The following is a 25267-nucleotide window of genomic DNA, read 5'->3' on the forward strand; positions in this document are numbered from 1 at the left end:
CGTCTCTTCCCCTTTATGCATGTTGTCCAAGCAACGTCTTTCGGTACTCTTTCGGAGAGTAACGGGTCACTTTCTTAAACACCTTGCTGAAATAATTCGGATCATGGTACCCGACTTCGAATGTGATTTCCTTTATGCTCTTCTCCATATCACCCATCAGCACTTTCGCCTTCTCCATCCGGCACTCTGTCAGAAAATCGATGTAGTTCATCCCCTGTTTTTCCTTGAACATCTTACTGATGTAAATGGGACTCAAGTTCACTTTTTGTGCGAGGGTATCCAATGAAATGTCTTCATGGGAATGGTCTTGAATGAATTGTTTGATCTGCTGGAACGTATCGCTCTCCATTTGGTTAAACCGTTTTACATAGGAGTCCTTCATCCCGTCTATGAGTCGCTCAGTTTCTTCCCTCAGCTGGCGGTAATCCATGGGCTGAATCGGGAAAAGGGGCGTGTCCGTTTCGACGCCGCATTCACTCAAGGTCCTCGAGATCATCCACAATACCTCAAGGGTCCGCTGCTGGGTGTACACGAGTGGTGTCCGTTCTTTCTCCAACAGAGCAAAAGCAGTATGGAACTGCGTAAGCACCTGATCCCACTTTCCAAGCCTGATATTCTCCATTAAATGCTTCTGATCCATCATGGCCTGCTTCCGCTTCTCCGGTTCCAATGGGATGTCTTCAAAAAACCGGTATTTCTGGCGCAGCCCTGTATCGACGGATGAGAGCATGGCCTCCTGATAAGAGTGACGGACCTGGTCCAGGGAATCGTACGCTTTCCCGATTCCGATGAACCATTCGCTTCCCTTTGCAAGGGAGAGCAGTTCCCTCGCCAGGGTGGTTGCCTGGGATCTATAGGTGAACCCGGGCTTCCTGAATACGATCATGGGAAGCTGCCTTCCGTACAAAGCCCCGGTCCATCCACACTTCAGGACCCTCTTCCTGATGGCGGAATACTGGTTTTCCACTCCCTCAGGAAGGATGAGGACCATCACGAACATTTCCTGCGATGAAGGCACATCAAGCATTTCCATGAGCATATCGACATGAACATCATGTACATGATCAAATAATAACTGGGTAACCACATCGATTTCGACCAGCATCTGTGCCTTTTGCCATTTTTCCTTCTCCTGCCGGCTTTCCACAATCTGCTCACGTTCTTGTTCAATCTCCTCAAGCACTTTCCCGATGGTGTGGACAATCTCAGACGCTTTGCTCGGCTTTAACACATAGTCCTTGGCACCGAGTTTGATGGCAGCCTTCATGTACGTGAATGTATCATAGGCCGTCACCATGATGAATTTGATTTCCGGCCGTTCTGCTTTGATGGCTTCCATGGCTTCGAGTCCATTCATCCCCGGCATTTTGATATCCATCAAGATCAGATCAGGGGAATACTCTTTCGCCAACTCTACTGCCATATTTCCATTCTTGGCCTGCCGGATGCCTATGTGAGGGAAATGCCTCTCTAAGATCGCCTGCATTCCTTCCCTTTCCAACTGTTCATCATCGACTATAAGTAGCTTGATCATAGGTACCTGCTCCTTCCCTTGTAATTCTCAGCATAATAGTGGTCCCCTCACCCTCGATACTTTCGATCCTGAGGACATCCTCAAATCCATAATATAATTGAAGGCGTTTCACAACGTTACTAAATCCAATCCCTGTTGAGTGACCTTCGGGAAGCACTTCTTCATGGAGCACCTGTTGGATCTTTTTCTGTGACATCCCCACGCCATCATCCTCGATCTCAATCAGGATAAAATCATTCTCTTCACGAACACGGAACCAGATCGTACCCCCATCCTCTTTCGGTTCCACCGCATGGATCACGGCATTTTCCACGATCGGCTGCAGGGTCAATGAAGGGATTCTCGCGTCCAGACAGCTTTCATCGACCTCCATATACAGCTGCAGGCGGTCTGTGAAACGGGCTTTTTGAATGTGCATATATTGCTCAAGGACCTGTATTTCGTCCCTTAAGGTAACCGACCGGTTTTGCCGCTTCAGATTATAGCGGAGGATCCCCGCCACGCTGACGAGTAAGTCGCTCGTTTCCTCGGACCCTTCCAGATAAGCTTTCTTTGAAAGAGTATTTAACGTATTAAATAAGAAATGCGGGTTAATTTGACTCTGAAGGCTTCTGAATTGGCTTTCCTGCAGGAGGAGCTTGCTTTCCTGGAGTTCCCGTTCCAATGTCGCTTTCTGTTTGATTTCTGAAATAAGATTATTGATATTGATCCGCATCCGGTCGAACGTCTTGGCCAAAAAGGCGATCTCACCGCTTCCCTCCACCTTCACCTGCCGGCTGAAATTACCCTTGGACAATTCATTGGCGGCTCTGGTCAGCTGGAAGACCGGTCGTGTGATCCCGAGTGAGAACCAGTATGATGCAATCAGGAGAAGGCACGTTATGAGCAGGAGCCCCCAGATTCCAAGCTTGATGACTTCTGCGGACTGTTCCATGATGCCCCTGTACATCACGTTATACGTCGTCAATTCTTTATCGATCAGGGTGAGGGTCATCTCAGAGATATAGCCTGATATCCGGTTTGCCTCTGCAAACTCCTGTGCAGAAGCTTCCGCATCCCTTTCTTTCTGGAACAGGATGAATCGGTCTGTTGTTTCGACCAGGCTGTCAATCAAGTTAAGGTAGTTGGTCAGTGTAAAGTCGTTATCCCGGTTTCTGAGGGAATAGACCCCGGTCTTGGCTCTTTGGACCCCCTCCTTGCTTTCTTCCAATTGCTGCAGGGTTTCGGCATTGGCGTCGACCATATAGTTGTTCAAGTCAGTGACGACCTGCTGACTTGCCCTTGATACTTCATTCATATCCAGATAGCGCTTGAGGATCTCATTGTATTGCTCATGCGTGCGATAGTTATAATATGTAAGCGCAAGCCAGATGGCGGACATGATGACCATGACCACCGTCGTGAGTGTCAGGATCTTTTTCTGGATGTTTGTCATTGGTCCTTCTCCACTTTCAAGATCTTGATTCCCGTCAGATACCCGTCCTCATCAAGGGGGACGGTTTCTCCGTTCAGCCATTCTTCCATGAGGCGTACGCTCCATTGGCCCATTTTCTCCGGTTCCTGCTCGACTACCCCATCGATCAGCCCCTGTGATAACAACGTCATTGATTCCGGTCCATCATCAAAAGAATAGATGAAATAAGACTCCTCTTGAGAGCGCTTACTTATTTCATCGATCATGGCCCCGAGATTACTTGCATTGACAGAGATGAACGCATCGATATCAGGATAGCGATTCATGACATCCCGTGTGGCTGTTATGATTTGATCCCTGGCCCTTCCCGTTTCCCCTTCCACAACCTTAATGCCCGGGTATCCCTTCATCACATCCCCGATGCCCTCTACCCGTTCTTTCTGATAATATTCCTGATCACGGTCCACCATGAGGACAATCCTTCCTGAATCCCCCATCTTGCGGACAAGCTCTTCTGCAACAAGCTTTCCAGCTTCATACTGATCAGATCCAACATATGTCCGCCTGAGACTATCCTCCATCGGCACATCATTGGCGACGGTAATCACCGGAATTCCATTGAAGGAAGCCTTCACCTTCGTGAGCTCCTTGAATTCTGGTGTATCCGTCCCCTGGATCAGGATGCCATCGACCTTCGATTGAATGGCGATTTCGATGTTTTTCAAGAACTCTTCCTGATTCTTCCCGAAGCTTCCCCATACTTCAAGGTTCACACCTTCTTCTTCCGCCTGGCGTTTTGCACCTTTCGCTACCTTGTCCCAAAACGGGGTCTGAGTGTCCTGAGTGATGAGCACAAGCCTGTGCCGGTCCTCACCTGACATCCCGATTCCCTGCGGGAGATGCGCCTCGGCTTCGAACACTTTTTTCGCTGATAAAAACGTTAAATGACATAACAAAAGTACGACTACTAACAGTCCGAGAAACCGAATTTTCCGCACCTGACACATCCCCCCTCAACAGTTAGAACTATTACTTTTATCATAGCACAGGAATCTTTGGGAAGGTTCGAGTACTTTTTGGATATTCACCTGTACATCCGTACTTTTTTAAAAAAATAACGAGGCCGGACCCCATAGGAATCCAGCCGTTTCATTATCGTTTCTTACGGGTCATCACATCAAAGATGACGGCACCGGCAAGCACTCCGCCGCGAATCATATATTGATAGGAAATCCCGACACCGAGAAGGTTCATTCCACTTGTCAATGAAGCCATGACGATGGCCCCGATGATGGCACCCGTTACTTTCCCGACACCCCCGGCAGATGACACTCCCCCTACGTAGGCGGCTGCGATGGCATCCAGCTCGAATAACGTCCCGGCAGTGGTCGTGGCCGATTGAAGACGTGAAGTGAACAGAATCCCGGAAAGCGCAGCAAGCATTCCCATCGAACCGAAGACGATATACGTGATTTTCTTAACATTGATCCCGCTCAGATGAGCCGCTTCCGGGTTGCTTCCCACCGCATAGATATGGCGGCCGAGAACCGTCCTGGATGTCAGGAAGTGATACACGATGACGACGATCAGGATGATGATGACCGTCCATGAAAAGCCGTGGTATCCTGCAAGGATCCAAGTCACATATCCGATGATGGCCGAAACGAAGACGAGCTTCACGGCAAAAATCGGTGCAGAGATGACTTCGAAATCATATTTGATCTTGTTTCGTCTCGTTGAAAATTCACTGTAAATATAAAGGGCGATCCCGACTAGCCCCACGAGCAGGGATAGAAGATGAAGTCCGTTCACTTCCATAAGGGAAGGGATGAACCCGTTTCCGATAGCATTGAAATGATCATCCTGGATGATGATGGTCCCCGTCTTCTCCGTCACCTGCAAAAGCGCTCCGCGGAAAATCAGCATCCCGGCTAAGGTCGCCACGAAAGATGGGATCCCGATCTGGGCCACAAGCAAACCGTTGAACAAGCCGACAATGGCTCCTATGACGAGGATGATCGGTATCGTAAGCCATGTTGAAAGGCCTGCCTGAGTAAGCAGAATCGCTGCAATGGCACCGAGGAATCCCGCCGCATATCCAACGGACAGATCAATATGCCGGATGACGATGACCAGGGTCATCCCGACAGCAAGCACGGCGATATAGCCTGCTGAGTCCAATAGATTACTAATGTTCCTGGACGTAATGAATAAGCCGTCCGTCATGAATGTAAATGTCAGTATGATAGCAAATAGTGCAATATACATGCCGTAGTCGCGGATGTTGTCGCGAATCAGCATTCTTGCTTCTTGAAAGATATTCATATGTCTTTACCCCCTTATTGCGTTGCAAGCTCCATGATTTTTTCCTGATTGGCGTCTTCCACCTGTAGTTCCCCTTTGATTTCACCCTGGGCCATGACGTACACACGGTCACTCATCCCAAGTACCTCCCCGAGCTCGGAGGAGATCATGATGATGCTCAGTCCTTGTTCGATCAGCTCGTTCATCACTGTATAGATTTCAAACTTCGCCCCGACATCGATTCCACGTGTCGGCTCGTCAAGGATGAGAAGCTTTGGTCCGACAAAGAGCCATTTTCCGATGGATACCTTCTGCTGATTTCCCCCGCTCAGATTCCCGACGAGCTGTTCAAGGGAAGATGCCTTGATATGAAGGGACGAATGATAGCGTTCAGCCACTTTGATCTCTTCATTGTCATTGATGATCCCTTTCGTAGAGATCCCCCCTAAGTTGGCAGCGGAAATATTGCTTTTAATATCTTGCAGTAGGAATAGCCCGTCATCTTTCCTGTCCTCTGTGACATACGCGATTCCCGCTTTGATGGCATCCTTCGTATGCTTCAGCGCGGTAAGGCTGTTATCCCAAACAAGATTGCCTTCAAGCTTATAGGATTTCGCATTGCCGAAAATACTCAATGCAAGCTCTGTTCTGCCTGAACCCATAAGCCCGGCAATTCCGACAATTTCTCCTCTCTTCACGTGAAGATTTACGTCTTTGACCACCTCTCTGCCAAGCTGAGGATCATAAGCAGACCAGTTTTGAAGCTCTAATATGCTTTCGCCGTGGGATTTATTTAGTCGCTTCGGATAGATATCTTCAATGGCCCGGCCCACCATGTTTTTGATAATGATTCCTTCTGACACTTCCCCTTTTGATGCATCCAGGGTGCAAATCGTCTTTCCATCCCGGAGTACGGTCGCCTTGTCGGCGATGTGGATGACTTCCTTCAGCTTGTGTGAAATCATGATACATGTGATGCCTTGTTTTTTCAGGTCCTTCAATAGCTCAAGCAGGTTCTCACTATCATCTTCATTCAGTGCCGCTGTCGGTTCATCCAAAATCAATAGTTTCACGTCTTTACTCAGCGCTTTTGCAATCTCGACGAGCTGTCGTTTTCCTACGCTGAGGTCCCTCACAAGGGTATCCGGATTTACATTCAGCTTCACTTTCTTCAGGAGCTTTTGTGCTTCCACGATGGTTCGGTTCCAATCGATGAAGCCGCCAAGCTTCACTTCATTGCCTGCGAAAATGTTTTCATAGACGGTCAGATCCGGAAAGAGAGCCAGCTCCTGATAGATGATGGCAATCCCTGTATTGACACTGTCACTGATTTTGTTAAATTGCTGAACGGCTCCATCGAACACGATGTCCCCCGTGTACGTCCCATAGGGATACACCCCGCTCAGCACCTTCATTAACGTGGACTTCCCAGCCCCGTTTTCACCTATCAAACAATGAATCTCTCCTTCTTCCACTTTGAAATTCACATCACTCAGTGCTTTCACACCCGTAAATTCCTTGGAGATATCATTCATTTCCAACAAATACTTATTCATTACAGTTAACCCCCTTTAACAAAAGCAATGACAATACGGAATGGCGGCGGACATCCCGGCCACCATTCCGTTTACTGTTATTCTTTCAACCCTGTGAATTCTTTCGCTTCATAATATCCTGAGTCGATCAGTTCTTCTTTCACATTTTCTTGATCTACTACGATGACTTCCGTTTGCTTTGCTTCTACATCTTTCTTACCGTTGTCATAAGAACCTGTTGTTTCAGGCGTCTTTCCATCCAGGACGTCAACGGCAATTCCCATTGCATCGGTTACGAGCGTACGCACATCCTTGAAGACCGTCATGGACTGCTTGCCATCGATCACATATTGAACAGACGCTTTCTCCGCATCCTGACCTGTCACGACGAAGCTTGTTACAGCCTTGTCTGAAGAGAATACATCGGCGATGGAACGGGCTGTACCATCATTCGGTGCAAGAACGGCCACATCACCCTTCATATCCGCCCCTGCAGCCGTCAGATGTGTTTGTGCTTTGTTCTTCGCTTCGTTTGGATCCCAGTTCGTTGTCACCTGACCAAGGATTTTACTCATTTCATCACGGCTTAACTCCGCTGTGTCTTTAAGTGATTCCGCTTCGCTTGAATTGGCGATTTTGAATGTACCATCGGCAATTTTCGGTTGAAGCACTTTCCAGGCTCCTTCAAAGAACAAGAACGCATTGTTATCAGAAGCTGCACCGGCATACAGATAAAGTGGCACATCTTTGCCCTCGGCGTGATCGATCAGATATTGTCCCTGTGCTTCCCCAACGGCGACGCTGTCGAATGTTACGTAATAATCAACCGCATCTGTATTCGTAATCAGACGATCATATGAAATGACCGTAATTCCTTCTTTTTTCGCTGACTCCACAGCAGCTGCTGCCGCATCCCCATCCTGTGGTGTAATGATCAGCACATCGATCCCTTTATTGATCAATGTTTCTACATTTTCCTTTTCCTTGGCAGAAGAACCTTGGCTGAACAGGATTTCCGTCGTATACTCGGAATCCTTCAACGCATCTTTAAAGCGCTTTTCATCCTGAACCCATCTCGGCTCGTCCTTTGTCGGTAATACGATCCCGACACTGACGCCTTTCTTACCACCTGTACTACTGCTACATGCTGCAAGCATACCCATAAATAGAATGAGAACCATGAACATTAACGTCTTCTTCACTTCTTACTCCCCCTTTGTTTTCAAGCTCAAGGTTAATTATATTGAGAATTCAGAATGTTTGTAATCGCTTTCACTAGCACTCTTTTGGTATTGTCTGGACTTTTTTGGTGTATATCATAAAAAGAGGGACGATCCGATTTCGAATCGGATCGTCCCTTTTATCACTTCAGTTCATTGATTTGTTTTGTTAATTCGATAAACTTCTTGTCGAGTTCTGCATACCCCGCATCTCCTGGCAGCATAAAACTCAGATGCCCCAACACTTCCTGCCTTTCCGTCTCGAGCTTCATGCGCCGTTCTTCCTTGTCATCCCGTTCAACTGGCGGTTCATCCAGCTGTTTCATGATGGCCCCGTTCTTTATCACAAGCTTGATTCCCGTCGTTTTCTCAAGAAAATATCGGTCATGGGAGACGACGATCAGGGTACCATTGTACTCAGACAGGGTTTCCTCCAGCTGCTCCCGGGAAGCGAGATCCAGGTGGTTCGTCGGTTCATCGAGGATCAAGACGTCTTTTTCCTCGAGAATGTATTTCATTAACTTGATCTTCACCCGTTCACCCATGCTCATGTTTCGAATCGGGGAATGCCAATGAGATGTCTGAAATCCAAGATGCTTCATCAGCGTCTGGACTTTACCTCGTTCAGTAAAGGTTTCTTTATGGAAGAGCTCTCCCGGCGTCTCGTCAAGAGGGAGGTCGAATACTTCCTGTGTCAGGTAGCCGATATTTGCGGACGGCGACATCCATATGCCACCGTCTGTCGATTCCATTCCCATGAAGATCTTCAGCAGTGTCGTTTTCCCGCTCCCGTTCGGTCCTGTGATCGCAACCTTTTCTCCGTGCTGGATCGTAAAATTGGCGTTTTCGAATAAGGTCCGTCCCTCAAATGATTTCTTCAGTCCCTTTACTTCTATTAATCGCTTCCCCGTTCTGTGAGTCGATTGGATGGAGAAACGGACGCTATGCTCTTTTTCGACTTCTTCTATTTTTGTTTTTTCCAGTTCTCTTTCCAGACGCTTTTGCTTGGATTTGACCTGGCTGTCCGTACGTTTTGCTTTGACGCGGTAGTATTCTTTATAGCCTTCCTGTTTCGTCGACTGTGCATGGGCTTTTTCGGACCAGGAAGTGAGCTCCTTCATCTGATTCTCGATCCGCTCCACCATTTTCTGCTGTTTCTCATACTCACGCTGTTGAGTCAACCTTTTCTGCTTCCGTACCTCCATGTAGCTCGAATAATTTCCTTTATGCTCCATGAGCGTCTTTCCTTCGATGGACCAGATCTTTGTCACGGCTTCATCCAAGAAATAACGGTCATGTGACACAAGAATGATGGTTCCTTTACACTCTTTTATTTGCTTCGTCAAAAACGCCAGGCTGGGCTGATCCAGATGATTGGTCGGTTCATCCAGTAATAGCAGATCAGACTTTTGCGAGAACCCTTTTGCGAGCCTCGCCTTCAGCTTTTCTCCACCGCTCAGCTGCTGAAATTCATGGTTTGGAACGTGCCATTTATCCAGTAAGGCGGAATGTGTTGGGGTCATTCCTTCAGTGGAATGGGTTTCGGTTTCCTGCTCCACCATGGTGATCGTCACATCGGGGTGAAGCCATTGGATCTGTCCCTCCGTTGGTGTCCGTTCACCAGCGATTAATTGCAGCAAGGTCGACTTTCCGGCACCGTTATTCCCGATGACCCCGATGACGTCTCCCTCCTGCACGCTGCCATTCACCTTTTCAAATATATTTTGATCCATTAATTCATACCGTATATTCAATAATTTCAACATTTCTCTCATAGTATCTTCCCCTCTCTTCAAAAAAGGGAGAACAAAAAAATCCTCCCAATGGTTCTGGAAGGATTAGCCGTACCGGTCACGTACACAAAGAAAGCTATTCATCGTTCAATAGCAAAAAACGCATATAAAAATGGGCAGACTAATCCTATTTAGGTTGATTTGAAATATGGAATTTCAAACGTCTCGAAAATAAGATTAGTGCTTCATCGTCCACCCATCACTCCTGTCATATTTAGTAAATTCACTATACCATGAAAGTCATATAAGTGGAAAGCCCTTTTTGATTCGTATGAGATGGAAAATAAGTGGTAAGATAAGCTAAGGACTACTTTTTAGCTTGCATTTTTGATGGGAGCGATATACTTGGAATCAATTTGGTTAGAATATGGATGGACTTTATTAATCTTGATCGGCCTCGAGGGCTTATTGTCAGCAGATAACGCCCTCGTTCTCGCAGTTATTGCGAAGCATTTACCAGATGATGAAAAGAAACGAGCGATAAAATACGGGATTTTCTTGGCATTCGCCTTCCGATTTGTGGCCCTATTTGCCATTTCGTTCATCGCAAATGTCTGGCAGATCCAGGCGATCGGAGCAGCTTACCTGCTTTATCTGGGTCTAAAACATGTCATCAAAGCGAAGTTTGGGAAGGATAATGAAAAGAATCAGGAAGAAACGGAAGAAGACGCGGCCGGCAAAGGGTTCTGGCCGACGGTTGGGAAGATTGCCCTGGCAGACCTTGCGTTTGCCATCGATTCGATCCTCGCAGCAGTCGCCCTTGCCCTCGGCCTCCCTGACTCTCCACTGGGGGACTTCGGAGGCATGGATGGCGGACAATTCATCGTGGTGGTCCTTGGCGGTATTGCAGGATTGATCCTGATCAAATACGCGGCAACCTGGTTTGTTCAACTATTGGAAAAACGGCCGGCACTGGAAACAACAGCTTATGCCATTGTTGCCTGGGTCGGAGTGAAGCTTGCCGTCATTACCCTTGCACATGAGGATATCGGGGTGCTAGATCATGATTTTCCGCATAGTACCGTATGGACCCTGATTTTCTACGGAGTACTGGTGGGGATTGCCTTGTTGGGCTGGTTTGCTCCCGGTAATAAGGGTTCTGAGCAAAATGTGGAATAAAAAAGCAATGAAAGAGAAAATGGCGTGGTCATATGACCATGCCATTTTTTTGAAGATCTATTTCTTTTTTCTTCTTATAATAATGACTGTTGTTAATACAATAATGAGTAAAAACATTCCATTGGCCATTTTTACCTCCACCTCTCTTCATGTCATTACTTCCACATGACTATAAGGAATAACATCTGATTCACTTACATTTCTTTCGTGATACGTCGAAACATCAATGGAGCGAACAGGGATAAAAGCAGTGTCCCCAACGATATCCACCACCCGGTCGATTTGAAGATATCCTCTGGAATGATAAATGTGTATCCCAAATACGATAAAAACAAAACACCTTGAAGTAATTTCAGGGCTTTCGAATCGGCTTCATTTTTCTCTGCTACCAATCGTTCATCCGTCTCGGACACCATCACATTAGGATCCTTTTTTATTTTCAATAGTTTTAGGAAAGAAGCCAGTGCTGTGCTAGAAGAAATAAGGGATAGGGCTAAGAGGGATTTGGTGGCGAATGGAATATGGGATATTTCAAAAATGAACCACGTAACTAGAAGGGCCATGCTGACAAGCAGCGATACGAGAATGGTCAATTTTATTTCTTTTACAATTTTTTCAGCAATCATTCTTCATTCCTCCCAGAATAAATCATTTAACGTCTTATTCAGTGCTTTGCTAATGTCAATACATAGCTTGAGACTAGGGTTGTATTTACCTGCTTCGATTAAATTAATGGTTTGCCTGGTGACTCCGACAATCCTTGCCAATTGTTCTTGAGATACATCAGATTCAACGCGGGCTATCTTCATCCGTTTGTTTTTCAAGGAAATTCATCTCCTTCCATATATATACTATTAAATAGATTACAAAATGTCAATTATAAATGACATTTTGTAATCTGTTTTGTGCGGATTTTGTTAAGTTACCACCAATTAATTCAATAAAAAAAAGAAAATGACGTGTCAGATGGCACGCCATTTTCTTTCTAAGGATATTCTTAATCGAAATCTTATACTCCAGGGAACCAGCCTGGTGCATTCATAATCGCATTCCATAACGGATCTGGAACGACCAATTCTTCCTGCTTTCCTTTATCAAGCTTCGTCACGATCTCATCTTCTCTTCCTTCTTTGATCTTCTTCAGCCAATCAGGATCGATGATGAGTTCGCGGCCGAGAGCGAGCAGTGGTACACCTGAACCAAATGCTTTCACGGCATCACCGGCAGAATAGATGGACCCTACCCCGATCAGAGGTGTACGGTCACCGATGGTTTCGAGTAGATAGTCGATTCTCGCTTTCTCTAAATCCTCCACGCCTTTTCTTGGCTTCGAAAAGAATTCGAACAGAGATACGTGAAGATAATCAAGGTCCTTGTCTGCCAGGGCATCCACGAGAGTAAGGGTATCTCCCATCGTGAATCCATTCTCTTCAGGCTCCTCCGGTGAGAAACGGTATCCAACGAGGAAAGATGGATCGGCATGCTCCGCGACTACGCTCTTCACCTTATCCACGATGGCAAGTGGGAACGTCATACGGTTCTCAAGACTGCCACCAAAGCGGTCTTCTCTCTGATTGGTCATCGGGGAGAAGAACTGATGAATCAGATACCCATTCGCCCCATGGATTTCGACTCCGTCATAGCCTGCTTCAATCGCGCGGCGGGTCGTCTCACCGAACGCTTCGATGATTTTCTCGATCTCTGCTTCTGTTAAGGCACGGGCTTTCTTCTCGCCGTTTTCACCCATTACGTCACTGGCGCTCACAACGTCTCCGTCAGGAACAAGATCAGGCGGGCATTGTACACCCCCGTGGAAAATCTGGAGGACTGCTTTTGCACCCTGGTCTTTGATTCCCTTGGCCAAACGTTCAAGGCTTGGGATCATTTCGTCCGTATCTCCGCCGAATTCACCAGGGAATCCCTTTCCATCTGGCGTAACATATGTGCAGGCCGTGATGACCATGCTGACATCTTTTGAACGTCTTTCATAGTAGGCAACCTCTGCATCCGTAACATTGCCTTTCTCATCCGATGAGAAATTCGTCATCGGTGCCATGATGATGCGGTTTTTTAATTCAACGCCGTTTTCGAATGTATAGGGAGTTAATAACTCTTTGTATTTGCTGTTCATGATCTTTGCCTCCTTGTGGTTGTTCAAGGGACATCTTAATAGATGATATGGTATTTGAACAGACATCTGCTTGGAGGATGTGCCCGCGGGATTCAAAAAGGGCATCCCCAGAAGAATGAGGGATGCCCTTGTTTGCTTTAACATTGAGCTTTAAGCAAGTAGTTGAAAAAAATTTTTTACTGCTTCTTATTTCAGCACCAGCTTCGCCACAACCTCAACATGTGCGGTTTGCGGAAACATATCTACCGGCTGCAAGTACTCGACACGATACTGCTTCTTCAAATAATCGATATCCTTCGCGAGTGTCGATGGATTACACGATACATACACGAACGTCTTCGGCTTCACTTCTTTCAACGTATCGAGAAGCTTGTTGTCGCAGCCTGTCCTCGGAGGATCCACCACGACGACATCGGGACGCCAGCCTTCATTTTTCCATTTCGGCATGAGGGTTTCAGCACCGCCTACGAAGTATTCAGCATGCTCGACTCCGAATTTCTCTGCATTCTTCTTCGCGTCATCGATCCCTTCTTTGATGACGTCCATGCCGCGGATTTCTTTCGCTCCGTCAGCAAGCCACAGACCGATGGTACCGACACCGCAGTAGGCATCAACGACTTTTTCTTCACCAGTGAGGGGCGCTGCTTTTTTCGCTTCGTTATACAGCTTGCTCGTCTGGATCGGATTCAGCTGGAAGAAAGCGCGGGCTGATAGCTCGTACGTGAATTCTTCCAGACGCTCCTCAATGCTTTCCTTGCCCGAAAGGTGGATCGTTTCGTCCCCGAATACGAGAGCCGTTTTTTTCGGATTAATGTTTTGAGCAATGGAAACGACTTCCGGAAGTCGTTTCTGAATTTCATTGATCAGCAATTCCTTGCGGGGGATTTTTTTCTCAGATGTGACGAGTACAACCTGTACTTCCCCTGTTTCAAACCCGACACGTGTGACGATCGTTTTAAGGAGCGGCTTTTTCTTTTTATCATCGTAGACCGGGATATTGAAATCGTTGATGATCCGCTTGATCTCTGTTGTCACTTTGTTTGTGAGCGGGTGTTGAACGATACATTCGTCGATGTCGATGAGCTTATTGGAATTCATGCTGTACAAGCCTGCGATGGCTTTACCATTTTGAGTACCCACCTGGAATTGGCTTTTGTTCCGGTAATGCCACGGGTTGTCCATGCCGATCGTTTGGCGGATGTCCATGTCTTCAAGCTTGAGCTTCGTGTGGCGCTCAAGGGATTGAAGAAGGATGTCGCGCTTTGCGTCAAGCTGTCCTTCATAGGATAGGTGCTGGAGCTGGCAGCCTCCACACTGTTCGTACACAGGACATGGGGCTTTCACGCGCTCTGGTGACTTCTTCCGGATCTTTTTGATGCGGGCTTCGGTGAATTTCGGGTGAACCTTGGTCACTTCGACGACCACTTCTTCCCCTGTGAGGGCTCCCGGTACGAAGACAATCTTCCGCTTGAAGAAACCGACTCCTTCCCCGTTGATGCCGATTTTCTTTATGGTCAGAGGAAACTGCTGTTTGAGCTCAATTTTGACTTCATTGTGTTGTGGCTTTTTTGCGTATTGCTTTTTCATTGGTTCACGTCCGTTCTATTCGATACTTCTCCATAAATACAGTGATGCATAGCTTAAATAAGGATGCCAGGACGTGCTGAATTCGTCCAGCTCATCCATGGTCGGTTTCTGTTCCATTTGAAACAGTTTCTTGATGGCGTTTTGGATGCCGATATCCGCTTTCGGGAAAAGGTTTGGCCTGCCGAGTCCAAATAGCAGGAAGCTTTGGGCCGTCCATGGTCCGATTCCTCGAATTTTCGTGAGCTCTTTGATGACCTCTTCGTCCGTTTGCGTGGAGAGCTTGGCTAAATCGAGTTCTCCACTCGACACCTTTTGTCCGACTCCGATCACATACTCCGCTTTCCGCTGACTGAACTGCAGTTCCCGCAATTCCTCCACTGTGAGTGCTGATACTTTTTCCGGAGATGGGTAGAACCATACTCCGTTCTTTTCCCAGCCATATGTCGTGACAAAACGATGGGTCAGGGTGAAGGCGAATTTCAGGTTCAGCTGCTGATGGATGATGCTTTTGATGATGGTGGCGAAGGGATCGAACTCAAGGATGATCGGCGTGCCGATATGCTCTTCAAAAATTGGCTTCAAGTCTGTTTGCATGAAATGCTCATGCATCTCATGAAGTCCAGTCTGCCATTGGAAAATATCAGAAATGCGGTTTTGCTTCTCATCCAGATTCTCTTCGTTTTCAAAGGTGATGCTGAATTCAGGCTCATCTGTCGAACCTGTCGCCTGCACGTGGATGACTTCACCATTCCCGCTTGGACAATAATAAGGAACCTTCACACTGCGGGCATCCTGATCCACAGCATTCAACGGATCCAGTGCCAACCGCTCCAAAACCCGGTCAAAATCATACGGACCCTCAATCGTAACATTCCTAACTGCCATACTCCTCAACCTCCCGCACAAAACTTGTATGTGTATTATAGCACATAGCAGCTTGAACAGAAGAGGGACGGACCTTTAAATGATCCATCCCTCAATCGAAAAGAATATATTTTAGGGACGGACCTCAATTCCTAGGACCAAGTCCTAGGAATGCAGGTCCGTCCCTCTTATTTCATCATTGGATGCTCATCGAGGCTTTTGAATGTGTAGCCCCGTTTTTTGAGGTCCTGTATCGCTTTTTCGAGTGCGTCTGCATTGTCTTTGGAGACGGAGTGCAGGAGGATGATGGCACCTGGATGGGCCTGGGCCATAATGTTGTCATAAGAGTATTTCCATCCTCTTTGCTGGTCGGTCTTCCAGTCGATGAAGGCCAGTGACCAAAATACGTGGGTGTAGCCTTCCTCCTTCGCAATTTGAAGCGTGCGTTCAGAGAAGACGCCCCTTGGCGGACGCAGATACTTCATTTCCTTCTGCCCGGTCAATTCTTTCGTTTTCACTTTCACTTTTTCAAGCTCTTCCCTGATCTTTTGATCTGAGCTTGCCGTGAAGTCCGGGTGATGCCAGGAGTGGTTTCCGACGATATGTCCCTCTTTCACCATCCGCTTGACGAGATCCTCGGCGCTTAGTAGATAATGACCGGTCACGAAGAACGTGGCTGGTACTTTTTCCTGCTTTAATACATTGAGGATCTTTTCTGTGTAGCCATTTTCATACCCGTTATCAAATGTAACGTAGAGTACTTTTTTATCTGGTGAACCTTTATAGAAGGCATCGTACTTCTCAAGAAGCTGATCATAGGCAGCTCCCGCTTCCGGCTGCTCTTCATTTTGACTCTTTTTGAATCCCCAGCCGATTGGATTATTGGATACTGCATAAGCCTCGGCCGGTATGAGCAATACTAAGATTGCCGCTATTATCAACACTTTTAGTGATTTTCGCATGGTTGAACCCTTCTTTCACTTCCGTTTCCCTTAGTTTTTGAGAAGTGGAAGGATTCATGTGTACTAATAGTATCCATAAATGGGTTCATGCGCTGATTATGCTTGTAATCGGGACAGAGGAATATTATGCATTTTTGTTGCAGCACTTCTAACAATCGTTGCAGCCACTTCCCCAAACCAAAGGTCCGTCCCTCTATTCAAAAAACGTCTGATATTTCGTCGCCATTTCGGTCAGTTTGCCTTCATGTTCGTCAATGAAGGTGGCGACGGCTTTTTTGTCCCAGATGTTTTCCCCTTTTGGGAAGTCGTTGAATTGTTTGGATAGGCCGGCGACCATTTTGTCCCTGGAAACCGATACCATGGATTCATCGACGGTGAAGTGATATTCTTTCGCATTGGGAACGAGTAGTGTCAGATAAATGGCGTTGTAGTAGAAATTTTTCCGGTTGACGTTGGTGCCGTCGAACCAGTACTCATTCACATCGCTTTCTGATAGCTTACTTTCTTTCTCATAGCCGTATGTCACCTTCACCATTTCACCGGAAAGATCGATTTCCTTGATTGTTTCGCCTCCGGGCAGCTCTTGCAGGATTGCCTGAACTTTAGAGTTATCTCCCACATAGGTTCCGCTATTTTCTTTTAAAGTATCCAGATTTACATCTTCAATGGAGGTGATATCCGCATCTTTTTCAGGATTCGCGGCACACCCGGTCAACAGAATCATCAAGGTAAGAATCAACATGCCGAATAGTTTATTAAATATCATACTAATCCTCCAGCTCTTCTATTTGTATGTTATACGTATGAACGTTCTTTCAAGTTTCATTTCTTCACTTATATTAACATAATTACCCATAAGAAAAACCACCCCGCAGCCTGTACGAGGTGGTACTTTCAACTTAGTTAAAAACTTTCTCCTTAAACTGAGCCAGTTTTTCCAACGAAGATTTATCAACTTCTTCATGAAGGCTGTTACCATGTGAATCCATCGTCACAACCGCTGTGAAACCTTCCACAGTCAGATGCCACATTGCTTCAGGAATACCGAATTGCATCAGATCCACTCCGTCTACTCCTTTGATACAATCAGCATAATACTGAGCCGCTCCACCGATGGCATTTAAGTACACTCCGCCATGATCTTTCAAGGCAGCAAGGGTTTTCGGTCCCATTCCGCCTTTTCCGATGACGGCACGGATACCGAAACGCTTCATGATATCCCCTTGATAAGGCTCCTCACGAATCGATGTTGTCGGGCCAGCCGCTTTCACGTGCCAATTGCCCTCATCGTCCTTCAGCATGACCGGTCCGCAATGGTAGATGATTTGTCCGTCCAGATCAACCGGTGCATCGTTTTCGCTAAGATGTTTGTGGATTGCGTCACGCCCTGTGTACATGCGGCCGTTGATGTGAACGACGTCCCCCACTTTCAGTTCACGGATTTTTTCTTCCGTAATCGGCGCTTCAAGGACCACCACATTCGGCTGTTCATCTGAAGATGCCGCCGCCGTTTCAAGCTCCGCTTCCGACCCTTGAGTAAGGTCGATTTTTTCGCCTTCCTGATAGAACCACTCTTCAACTCCACCTGTTGCCGCATCAAGCTTCACACCTAAACGGCGGAATGCCCAGCAGTTATACGCAACGGAAACGAAGAAGCTTGCAGGGATACGATTCATGACTCCCACTTTACAACCAAGAAGCGTCGTTTCCCCGCCGAATCCCATCGTGCCGATTCCAAGCTCGTTGGCATTGTCCATCACATACTCTTCCAGTTTACGAAGATCTTCATTCGGATTCACATCATCCACGGAACGGAATAATTGTTCTTTGGCAAGATCATAACCGGAAGAACGATCCCCACCGATTCCGACACCGATGAATCCTGCGCTGCAGCCTTGACCCTGAGCCTGATACACCGAATGCATCACGCATTTACGGATTCCATCGAGGTCACGTCCGGCGCGGCCAAGTCCTTCAAGCTCACATGGAAGGCTGTACTGGATGTTTTTATTTTCACAACCGCCTCCTTTTAAAATCAGGCGAGCGTCGATATAATCCTTTTCCCACTGCTCGAACTTGATGACAGGCGTCCCAAGGCCAAGATTGTCCCCTGAGTTAGCACCCGTCAAAGAATCTACAGAGTTTGGACGAAGCTTTCCATCCTTCGTTGCCTGTACCATGGCCGCGTAGATCGCTTCTTTGATCTCAAGCTGATTCACGCCGACCGGTGTTTTTATTTTAAATGTAGGAAGACCTGTATCCTGACAGATCGGGGATACATTGTCATCCGCCATCTTTACGTTGTTTGAAATGGTGTCCAGACTCATCGCTGCACGGGTTCCTGCGTTTTCACGGGCTTTCGCCGATCGGATCGCACGTCGTACATCCTTTGGCAGGTTCGTGGATGTTTCCACAATTAAGTCATACATACTTTGCTGAAAAGTCTCTTTATTCATCGTTCTCCCCCTCTAAAGATCTCAATAACAGTCGTAATTTTCATACATCATTATACTCCTATAAGAATGAGATTGAAAGGGATTTCACAATGGAATTTCCTTCTCGAAATAACATGAAACCTCGTCTTCTTCCATATAAGTAAACCCGTTATTTTGATAAAAACGGATCGCGTCCGCCCACCGCTTGTTCGTTTCAAGGATGAGCCTGCGTGCGCCGAGGGAGTATGCTTTTTCTTCTAGATGTTGAAGCATGATGCGGCCGAGTCCGCATTTCCTGTAGGGAGAAAGCACGGACATCCGGACGATTTGATAGGTGTGTTCGGACTCTCTTCTGATCGCGCCGGTACAAATAATTTCGTCCTTCTCTCTTCCTACAAAAAAATGATGCTCATTGCCGTCATACTCAAGTGAAATATCATGAATATCGGGATTCAGGCTATGATCGATGAATCCGAACCGTTCGAGGAATCCGGATAGTATCACATTTTTCGCCTGCTCGCTTTGGTGTTTTTCGATGGGTGTGATGATCATGGGGTGTCGCTCCTTTAATAGATAGTGTTGTATTAAAGTTAGACATATTGGGGGAGAAATCCTGCTTGTGCATTCTTGTCTTAGGGGGTGCATAGGATGGAAGATGGGAGTATCGACCTTTGTGAGGACTTTATCACCACCAAGGTCCGTCCCTCAAAAAAATAAGAGCCCCACGAAGGACTCTTACTCACTCTTCTTAAATTGCTCGCATTTTACTTCTATATCATCGATCATGGCGATCAGGCGATCGATATCGTCAATGTCCGCTTGTTCAGGGTCGATCGAGTCCAGAACGTCGACGAACAGGTTCAGGCGCTGTTTTAAATAACTTACTTGTGAGTCTTTATCATTGATAGCTTTACCCAAGAGTTCTCTCTCCTTTCAATACGTTTACTATGGTAACCAATAACTTTCCGATTGACAAGGGCTGACCCTTTCTCAATAATGGATAGATGACCTAATCATAAAGGAGCTTTTACGAATGAAAACTGATACTCTCTCCAAGAAAATGTCCATCGACCATGATCCTTGGGAGGCTTATTTAGATGTGGATGAGCACGGTGATATCACGCTTTCCAATATCGAATTCACCACCACGACGCTCTGTAACATGAGATGTGAGCACTGTGCCGTCGGTTACACCCTTTCACCGAAGGACCCGAGCGCACTGCCCATCGAACAGATTCTCGGAAAACTTGATGATATCAAGACTCTACGTTCCCTTAGTATTACCGGTGGGGAGCCGATGATGTCCAAGAAATCCGTAGAAAATTATGTGTTACCTCTACTCAAGTATGCACATTCCAGAGGCGTACATACCCAAATTAACTCGAATCTGACACTGGATCTTGATCGCTATTTAATGATAGCACCGTACCTCGATGTCCTGCACATCTCACATAACTGGGGAACGATCGATGAATTCATCGATGTCGGATTTGCCAATATGGAGCGGAAACCAACCAGGGAGCAGCGCCGGAAATTGTTTGACCGCATGATTGAAAACAGCCGTGCACTATCTGAACATGGAGTACTCGTTTCGGCGGAAACCATGTTAAATAAAAACACTCTGCCTTACCTAGAAAAAATCCACCGGCAGGTAGTCGATGAGATGAAATGTGGTCGTCACGAAATTCATCCGATGTATCCATCCGACTTTGCTTCGAGCCTTGAGACTCTTTCATTAGAAGAAACTCGGGACGCCATCCGGGATATTCTTGCGTTCCGTGATGAGAATGTGTGGATGCTGTTCGGAACTCTGCCTTTCTACCCTTGCAGTTCTTCACAAGAAGATTTGGACCTTCTGAAGGAACTTTACTCGGCAAAAAAGGTGAGCGTCCGAAATGACCCGGACGGCCGTTCCCGTCTGAACGTGAACATCTTTACAGGAGACGTCATCGTCACGGACTTCGGTGACACCCCTCCTCTCGGAAATATCACGAACGATACACTTCCGGACATTTTTGAAAAGTGGAAAGAGCAGCCACTCGCGAAAGAACTGAACTGCCATTGTCCAATGGCCCGCTGCCTTGGACCGAACGTGCTTGTTAAGTCGATGTATTATCAGGATGTGGACTTTTCGAAGCGTGAAGCGAAGATTTCCCGTTCATAATGAAGATCGAAGCCCAAATCTGTTGTGGATTTGGGTTTTTCCTTTGGTACCACACTAAAGGTAAACTCGTACCACTAATAACCAAACACGTGCCACATTGGAATATCTCAATTCCTCCACTTAAGGTCCGTCCCTCAAAACCAACCCCAAAACCCTTATATAACAACGTTTCCCCACCAAAAAGCAAGGTCCGTCCCTCAACTTCTTCTTCTCAAAAAAAAACACTACGGATCTTCATCCGAAGTGTTTTTTATCCAATGGGTTCGCGGTCGTTGTTGGTGGTGATTTTATCAAGTGCCGGATCCATGACGTTGTATTTTTGTTTTTTGATTTCTGCATAGATCTTAGCTCTTCTTGCACCGAACCATACGCGTAATGTGATGAAAGCAATTAATAGACCTCCAAAAATAAGTAAATAATCCATTGTACCTCTCCTCCAATTCAGAATATTCTAATTATTATAACATATTAAAGTGAATAATAAAAGAGTGAAATAAGGATTTACCCGATTTCACTCTTCTTTAAACATTTATCTTGGTGTTTCGCTTGCCATGAAGCCGAAATGGACGTGATCCTGAACCGGAATCCACGCTCCAACTCCTTGTGACGTAACGTTTTTTACGACGATGGAGCGTTTGGTTCCTTTCATGACGAGGTACACTTCCCCATATGTCACTTTTCCTTTTTCGTTGATGGCAGGTGCGTATGCATATAAGTAACCAAGTCGTTTAGGTGAGATATTGTACACCTGGTCCTTCTTCGTCCCTGCCCCTACGATGGTTTGAAAGGCAAGGGGCAACTTGGATTTATCCATGGCTTTGATGAGCATCATTTTTTCCACATCATCAGCATGGGGTACTTTCGCTGTCAATCCACCCTTCACGACTTTCTGTGCTTCTTGGACGTAGTGTATCTGGTAATTGTTTTTTCCTCCGCGGTTATCGAAGTAATTGGTATTGACCTTCTGGTATTCCCAGTTCGGGGAGGTTTCCGTTGATGCATAGTTCAGGGGCCATTCCCCGAGATAAATAGTGGCACGAAGTCCAATTGTCGGTGCTTTATTGACCGTGGACTCATTCAGCATGCGGATCAGGTTCGGATTTTCGATTCTCACATTGGAGGTTTCGATCAGTTCCTGACTCCATTCGCTTGGTTGAAGATACGGCTGATCCTGAGTGGAGTTCGGGTACGTATTTTCCTTGGCGATATTTAAAACTGAATTAGGGATTTTTACGCTGGTATCTTCCTTTGCCTTGGGAGCTTTCTCCGCTTCTTTTGGTTTTTCATTTGACTTTTTAGGACTGCTTTCAGCATGTATGCCTGTTGTTGCAACAAAAAATGCGAGAATGACCATAAGAACAGTGCGCATTATTTTCATTAATTTGACTCCTTTCAATCTTAGCTTAAGGGTTTGCCGTTAGTTTTTCCTAGAAGCCTCGCCTTATCCAAAAAACTTTATTTGAAAGAATATTTACAAAATTCTAATTTTATTTTATACTAATTTATGAAGAGAAAACGTTAGGCTTCTCCTACAAAGCATACTGACGTTTTCAATCATTCCTACATTCCCTAAAAAAAGCAGTGAAATCCTTTGACGGATTTCACTGCTTTTTTAGTCGTCACATGAACAATGAAGATCGATGCAATATGGCTTGGAAACGATCTTCTTTCCTTCCCATAAGATGAATGCTCTGACGGTGATACTTTCATTCATTCCGTGCTTAGGGTTTATGTCTGTTGAATATCCCCCATCTTCTTTTGTCATAGTTGGATTTGGCTTGATGATACGCTTCAACTGTTCTTCCAACACTTCAAAGAATACCTCTACATTTTCAAGGGGAGACTCATCGCATATTACTTTCCCCGTTATACATGCTCCATCGCAGTCCACCATATCAGGAGCACATAGGGTCAATTCCGGTTTCCTGCATATTTCGCATCCGGCCCATGCAAAAGCTCTATCTGTAATCATCCTGCCTTCCACTGAAGCACTCGCGAAAAGTGGGATGTCTTGAAAAGTGGTATTTGGAGGGACTGAAGCTTCACTGGAAAACCTACCGTTGCCATCTGTTGTGACAATCCTATCCGAAAATTGAAGAATGGGGCTGTTTAAGATGACTTCTACATCGGCAAGGGGTATACCGTCACACAACACTTCCCCCTTCACTTTTCCGCAGCAATCAATACTGTCTATTTTATCGAGTTTGATCTTCGGGTGCTGACATGTGCAACGAATTCTGACCTTTTTCGTTTCAGCTGCCATTTCCATCCCTTTGATTTCAGCCGTTGCCTGAACCTCGGCTTCTTTCGATACATGTGAATCAGGGATCAGCCTTGCTTCATACTCTCCATTATCATTTGTTTTCAAGCTATTAGGGGTTATAGTACCCACATCTGGTGTAATCTTCAGCTTGATATCAACACCGGCAACCGGCTTTCCTTCACAAGTGAATTTCCCCGTAATAGGCGCACCACAGCATTCGATGCAGTCCGGTACGCAGAGGGTCAGCTTCGGTTTTTCACAAGTGAGACAACCGGCACGAACGAACACCATTTCAGAAACCGCTATTCCATCTACCGTGGCTGTTGCTGTAAATGGCACCTCCCTAAATGGTGTATTCGGTGGAACGAAAGCAATGGTTGAGAATTCGCCGGTTTCATCTGTGACCACGACCGCAGGCTTGAACGTTATCACTGGGCTTGAAAGAGTGACTTGCTGATTCGCCAGTGGAAATCCTTCACATGAGAGATAACCTGCAATGATTCCTTTACAGTTAAGTTTTTTTATTTTCTGGATATGAATCTTCGGATGTTTACAGCGACAATCAATGGTGACCTCTCCAGACGCTACAACCTGCTCCCCTTCAACCGTTGCTTTTGCTTTGATTAAAATGGTTTCCTGGAATCCGAGTCGTGGCCTGATCATGGTGACATATCTTCCATCTTCATCGGTGAATGCCGGATTAGGATCCACCTCCACTCCATCAGGTGTCGAGGAGATGACGGTAAATAATATTCTGGCACGCTGAATGGGTTTGCCATCGCATGTCAGCCTTCCGAACAGTTTCGCTCCTTCACAGGTGACAGTATCACACGGAACTTCAAGCGTTAACTTTGGCTTTCGGCACTTTTTACAACCTGCTATTACGGTATCACTGTCACTGATGGTTTTGCCATCAATTTCTGCTGTTGCTGTATAGGACGCCGTTTGAAACGGTGTTCCTTTTTTCACAGTGACAACAGAAGAAAATCTTCCGTCTTCATCCGTTATTGGTTCCGGAGTCTGGAACATCAGAACGGATGAACCCGTCAATGTGACCGGAATATTGGCCTGAGGAACACCATCACAGGTGACTTTGCCTGATACGGTTGCCTGGCAGTCGATTTTTTTCAGCTTCTTTAGCTTGATTGATGGATTCTTACATTTCACACAGCGTACTACCACCTCCCTCGTTTCCGAGCACACCTTTTTCCCTCCAATTTTTGTCACAGCCGTAATGCGAATGGTTTCATTTACATCAGGAAACGGGACCAGAGTCGCCGTGTATCTTCCATCACTCTGTGTAATGGCAGGATTGGGAGTGATGACGACCCGGTTGGATTCGGATTCGATGATGAAGGTGATGGCTGCATTTCCGATTGCAAGCCCATCGCACAATAGCCTTCCCTTGATCTTTGTTCCCTTACAGCCGACAGGACAAGGAATGGGATCTAGCGAGAGGTCAGGATCTTTACATTTGATACAGTCCACTCTTACAGAAATGGAATCACTGATAGTCTTTCCGATGACGACAGCCGTTGCCGTAACGATGACATTCGGTGTAATCGGCGTCCCTGGTGCCACGGTCACCTTCGTCGAAAAACGCCCCGTGCTGTCGGTGACCGGTGTCGGATCATCAAAGTCCAGAAGATCCATACGCGAAGATGTCAAAGTGACCGTCACACCTTGAAGGGGCTGAAAATCACACAATACTCTTCCGCTGATGATGCCTTTACAGCTGATGATACCGATATCGTCTAATTGTATGGTTGGATTTTTACACCCTTTAAAGGGAAAGATCCCTTGACATCCTCTAGGCGGTAAATCCATTTTGCAATCGATGACTTTACCGTTCGTCGGTTTTTTCTTTTTTTTCATGCTACTCATTCCTTTGCACAGAAACTCTCTTGGTATCTTATTCAGAAATGAGTAGGCGGTTCTCACA

The 25267-nt window shown here is 46.3% G+C and carries 22 protein-coding genes; 2 read left to right on the forward strand and 20 right to left on the reverse strand.

Annotated features, from left to right (window positions below):
- Nucleotides 1-13: 13 nt before the first annotated feature.
- The 7 genes from KYJ26_RS12730 to abc-f all read right to left on the reverse strand — a co-directional run bounded on the left by KYJ26_RS12730 (nucleotide 14) and on the right by abc-f (nucleotide 9782).
- Entirely contained in the window at nucleotides 14-1534 is a 1521-nt protein-coding gene (locus tag KYJ26_RS12730; protein WP_219167637.1) for a response regulator, read from the reverse strand.
- Nucleotides 1509-2969, reverse strand: coding sequence for a sensor histidine kinase (locus KYJ26_RS12735; protein WP_219167638.1), 1461 nt, complete (start codon nucleotides 2967-2969; stop codon nucleotides 1509-1511). The genes KYJ26_RS12730 and KYJ26_RS12735 overlap by 26 nt, the downstream gene beginning before the upstream one ends.
- Nucleotides 2966-3946: a sugar ABC transporter substrate-binding protein gene (locus tag KYJ26_RS12740; protein WP_308807560.1), complete on the reverse strand. Its 981-nt coding sequence runs from the start codon at nucleotides 3944-3946 to the stop codon at nucleotides 2966-2968. The genes KYJ26_RS12735 and KYJ26_RS12740 overlap by 4 nt, the downstream gene beginning before the upstream one ends.
- 154 nt (nucleotides 3947-4100) lie before the next feature.
- Nucleotides 4101-5273, reverse strand: a complete 1173-nt coding sequence (locus KYJ26_RS12745; protein WP_219167640.1) for a sugar ABC transporter permease — start codon at nucleotides 5271-5273, stop codon at nucleotides 4101-4103.
- A 14-nt stretch (nucleotides 5274-5287) separates the two neighbouring features.
- A complete protein-coding gene (locus tag KYJ26_RS12750; RefSeq protein WP_219167641.1) occupies nucleotides 5288-6808 on the reverse strand; it encodes a sugar ABC transporter ATP-binding protein in 1521 nt (506 codons plus the stop codon).
- A 77-nt stretch (nucleotides 6809-6885) separates the two neighbouring features.
- Nucleotides 6886-7950, reverse strand: a complete 1065-nt coding sequence (locus KYJ26_RS12755) for a sugar ABC transporter substrate-binding protein (RefSeq protein WP_257475030.1) — start codon at nucleotides 7948-7950, stop codon at nucleotides 6886-6888.
- Between the two features lie 200 nt (nucleotides 7951-8150).
- Complete coding sequence (gene abc-f / locus KYJ26_RS12760; protein WP_219167642.1) at nucleotides 8151-9782, reverse strand: ribosomal protection-like ABC-F family protein; 1632 nt, start codon at nucleotides 9780-9782, stop codon at nucleotides 8151-8153.
- A 363-nt stretch (nucleotides 9783-10145) separates the two neighbouring features.
- On the opposite strand from abc-f, the gene KYJ26_RS12765 reads away from it, so the two are divergent.
- Nucleotides 10146-10919, forward strand: coding sequence for a TerC family protein (locus KYJ26_RS12765; protein ID WP_219167643.1), 774 nt, complete (start codon nucleotides 10146-10148; stop codon nucleotides 10917-10919).
- 194 nt (nucleotides 10920-11113) lie between these two features.
- On the opposite strand, the gene KYJ26_RS12770 is transcribed toward KYJ26_RS12765, so the two are convergent.
- From KYJ26_RS12770 to KYJ26_RS12815, 10 genes are all read right to left on the reverse strand, one after another.
- The gene (locus KYJ26_RS12770; protein WP_219167644.1) at nucleotides 11114-11545 is read right to left on the reverse strand and encodes a hypothetical protein; all 432 of its coding nucleotides are present in this window, start codon (nucleotides 11543-11545) and stop codon (nucleotides 11114-11116) included.
- 3 nt (nucleotides 11546-11548) lie between these two features.
- Nucleotides 11549-11743: a helix-turn-helix transcriptional regulator gene (locus tag KYJ26_RS12775; protein ID WP_219167645.1), complete on the reverse strand. Its 195-nt coding sequence runs from the start codon at nucleotides 11741-11743 to the stop codon at nucleotides 11549-11551.
- Between the two features lie 185 nt (nucleotides 11744-11928).
- A complete protein-coding gene (locus KYJ26_RS12780; protein WP_219167646.1) occupies nucleotides 11929-13050 on the reverse strand; it encodes an NADH-dependent flavin oxidoreductase in 1122 nt (373 codons plus the stop codon).
- 186 nt (nucleotides 13051-13236) lie between these two features.
- Nucleotides 13237-14637, reverse strand: coding sequence for a 23S rRNA (uracil(1939)-C(5))-methyltransferase RlmD (gene rlmD, locus KYJ26_RS12785; protein WP_219167647.1), 1401 nt, complete (start codon nucleotides 14635-14637; stop codon nucleotides 13237-13239).
- A gap of 15 nt (nucleotides 14638-14652) precedes the next feature.
- Nucleotides 14653-15522 carry a DNA-3-methyladenine glycosylase family protein gene (locus KYJ26_RS12790; protein ID WP_219167648.1) on the reverse strand — a complete coding sequence of 290 codons (870 nt, stop codon included), beginning with the start codon at nucleotides 15520-15522 and terminating at the stop codon, nucleotides 14653-14655.
- Nucleotides 15523-15689: 167 nt separating this feature from the next.
- Nucleotides 15690-16463 carry a delta-lactam-biosynthetic de-N-acetylase gene (pdaA, locus tag KYJ26_RS12795; protein ID WP_219167649.1) on the reverse strand — a complete coding sequence of 258 codons (774 nt, stop codon included), beginning with the start codon at nucleotides 16461-16463 and terminating at the stop codon, nucleotides 15690-15692.
- Between the two features lie 193 nt (nucleotides 16464-16656).
- On the reverse strand, nucleotides 16657-17229 hold the full coding sequence (locus tag KYJ26_RS12800; RefSeq protein WP_219167650.1) for a DUF4825 domain-containing protein: 573 nt from the start codon (nucleotides 17227-17229) through the stop codon (nucleotides 16657-16659).
- 133 nt (nucleotides 17230-17362) lie between these two features.
- A complete protein-coding gene (locus KYJ26_RS12805; RefSeq protein ID WP_219167651.1) occupies nucleotides 17363-18919 on the reverse strand; it encodes a fumarate hydratase in 1557 nt (518 codons plus the stop codon).
- An 84-nt stretch (nucleotides 18920-19003) separates the two neighbouring features.
- The gene (locus tag KYJ26_RS12810) at nucleotides 19004-19450 is read right to left on the reverse strand and encodes a GNAT family N-acetyltransferase (protein ID WP_219167652.1); all 447 of its coding nucleotides are present in this window, start codon (nucleotides 19448-19450) and stop codon (nucleotides 19004-19006) included.
- A gap of 183 nt (nucleotides 19451-19633) precedes the next feature.
- A complete protein-coding gene (locus KYJ26_RS12815) occupies nucleotides 19634-19816 on the reverse strand; it encodes an SE1561 family protein (protein WP_034761313.1) in 183 nt (60 codons plus the stop codon).
- 115 nt (nucleotides 19817-19931) lie between these two features.
- On the opposite strand from KYJ26_RS12815, the gene yfkAB reads away from it, so the two are divergent.
- Entirely contained in the window at nucleotides 19932-21062 is a 1131-nt protein-coding gene (gene yfkAB, locus KYJ26_RS12820) for a radical SAM/CxCxxxxC motif protein YfkAB (protein ID WP_219167653.1), read from the forward strand.
- Between the two features lie 250 nt (nucleotides 21063-21312).
- Here yfkAB and KYJ26_RS12825 read toward each other — a convergent pair whose 3' ends face one another.
- From KYJ26_RS12825 to KYJ26_RS12835, 3 genes are all read right to left on the reverse strand, one after another.
- Nucleotides 21313-21486 carry a hypothetical protein gene (locus tag KYJ26_RS12825; protein WP_219167654.1) on the reverse strand — a complete coding sequence of 58 codons (174 nt, stop codon included), beginning with the start codon at nucleotides 21484-21486 and terminating at the stop codon, nucleotides 21313-21315.
- A 105-nt stretch (nucleotides 21487-21591) separates the two neighbouring features.
- Nucleotides 21592-22440 carry a YfkD famly protein gene (locus KYJ26_RS12830; protein ID WP_219167655.1) on the reverse strand — a complete coding sequence of 283 codons (849 nt, stop codon included), beginning with the start codon at nucleotides 22438-22440 and terminating at the stop codon, nucleotides 21592-21594.
- Between the two features lie 234 nt (nucleotides 22441-22674).
- Nucleotides 22675-25200: a transthyretin-like family protein gene (locus KYJ26_RS12835; RefSeq protein WP_219167656.1), complete on the reverse strand. Its 2526-nt coding sequence runs from the start codon at nucleotides 25198-25200 to the stop codon at nucleotides 22675-22677.
- Between the last annotated feature and the right edge of the window lie 67 nt (nucleotides 25201-25267).

It is taken from the genome of Rossellomorea orangium, from assembly GCF_019334305.1.
In the GTDB taxonomy this organism is placed as follows: domain Bacteria; phylum Bacillota; class Bacilli; order Bacillales; family Bacillaceae_B; genus Rossellomorea.

Bases quoted from the DNA above. Each gene is read 5' to 3' on its own strand.
- KYJ26_RS12730 (WP_219167637.1), bottom strand. From the start codon at position 1,534: ATGATCAAGCTACTTATAGTCGATGATGAACAGTTGGAAAGGGAAGGA.
- KYJ26_RS12735 (WP_219167638.1), bottom strand. From the start codon at position 2,969: ATGACAAACATCCAGAAAAAGATCCTGACACTCACGACGGTGGTCATG.
- KYJ26_RS12745 (WP_219167640.1), bottom strand. From the start codon at position 5,273: ATGAATATCTTTCAAGAAGCAAGAATGCTGATTCGCGACAACATCCGC.
- KYJ26_RS12750 (WP_219167641.1), bottom strand. From the start codon at position 6,808: ATGAATAAGTATTTGTTGGAAATGAATGATATCTCCAAGGAATTTACG.
- KYJ26_RS12755 (WP_257475030.1), bottom strand. From the start codon at position 7,950: ATGGGTATGCTTGCAGCATGTAGCAGTAGTACAGGTGGTAAGAAAGGC.
- abc-f (WP_219167642.1), bottom strand. From the start codon at position 9,782: ATGAGAGAAATGTTGAAATTATTGAATATACGGTATGAATTAATGGAT.
- KYJ26_RS12770 (WP_219167644.1), bottom strand. From the start codon at position 11,545: ATGATTGCTGAAAAAATTGTAAAAGAAATAAAATTGACCATTCTCGTA.
- KYJ26_RS12780 (WP_219167646.1), bottom strand. From the start codon at position 13,050: ATGAACAGCAAATACAAAGAGTTATTAACTCCCTATACATTCGAAAAC.
- rlmD (WP_219167647.1), bottom strand. From the start codon at position 14,637: ATGAAAAAGCAATACGCAAAAAAGCCACAACACAATGAAGTCAAAATT.
- KYJ26_RS12790 (WP_219167648.1), bottom strand. From the start codon at position 15,522: ATGGCAGTTAGGAATGTTACGATTGAGGGTCCGTATGATTTTGACCGG.
- pdaA (WP_219167649.1), bottom strand. From the start codon at position 16,463: ATGCGAAAATCACTAAAAGTGTTGATAATAGCGGCAATCTTAGTATTG.
- KYJ26_RS12800 (WP_219167650.1), bottom strand. From the start codon at position 17,229: ATGATATTTAATAAACTATTCGGCATGTTGATTCTTACCTTGATGATT.
- KYJ26_RS12805 (WP_219167651.1), bottom strand. From the start codon at position 18,919: ATGAATAAAGAGACTTTTCAGCAAAGTATGTATGACTTAATTGTGGAA.
- KYJ26_RS12810 (WP_219167652.1), bottom strand. From the start codon at position 19,450: ATGATCATCACACCCATCGAAAAACACCAAAGCGAGCAGGCGAAAAAT.
- yfkAB (WP_219167653.1), top strand. From the start codon at position 19,932: ATGAAAACTGATACTCTCTCCAAGAAAATGTCCATCGACCATGATCCT.
- KYJ26_RS12825 (WP_219167654.1), bottom strand. From the start codon at position 21,486: ATGGATTATTTACTTATTTTTGGAGGTCTATTAATTGCTTTCATCACA.
- KYJ26_RS12830 (WP_219167655.1), bottom strand. From the start codon at position 22,440: ATGAAAATAATGCGCACTGTTCTTATGGTCATTCTCGCATTTTTTGTT.
- KYJ26_RS12835 (WP_219167656.1), bottom strand. From the start codon at position 25,200: ATGAAAAAAAAGAAAAAACCGACGAACGGTAAAGTCATCGATTGCAAA.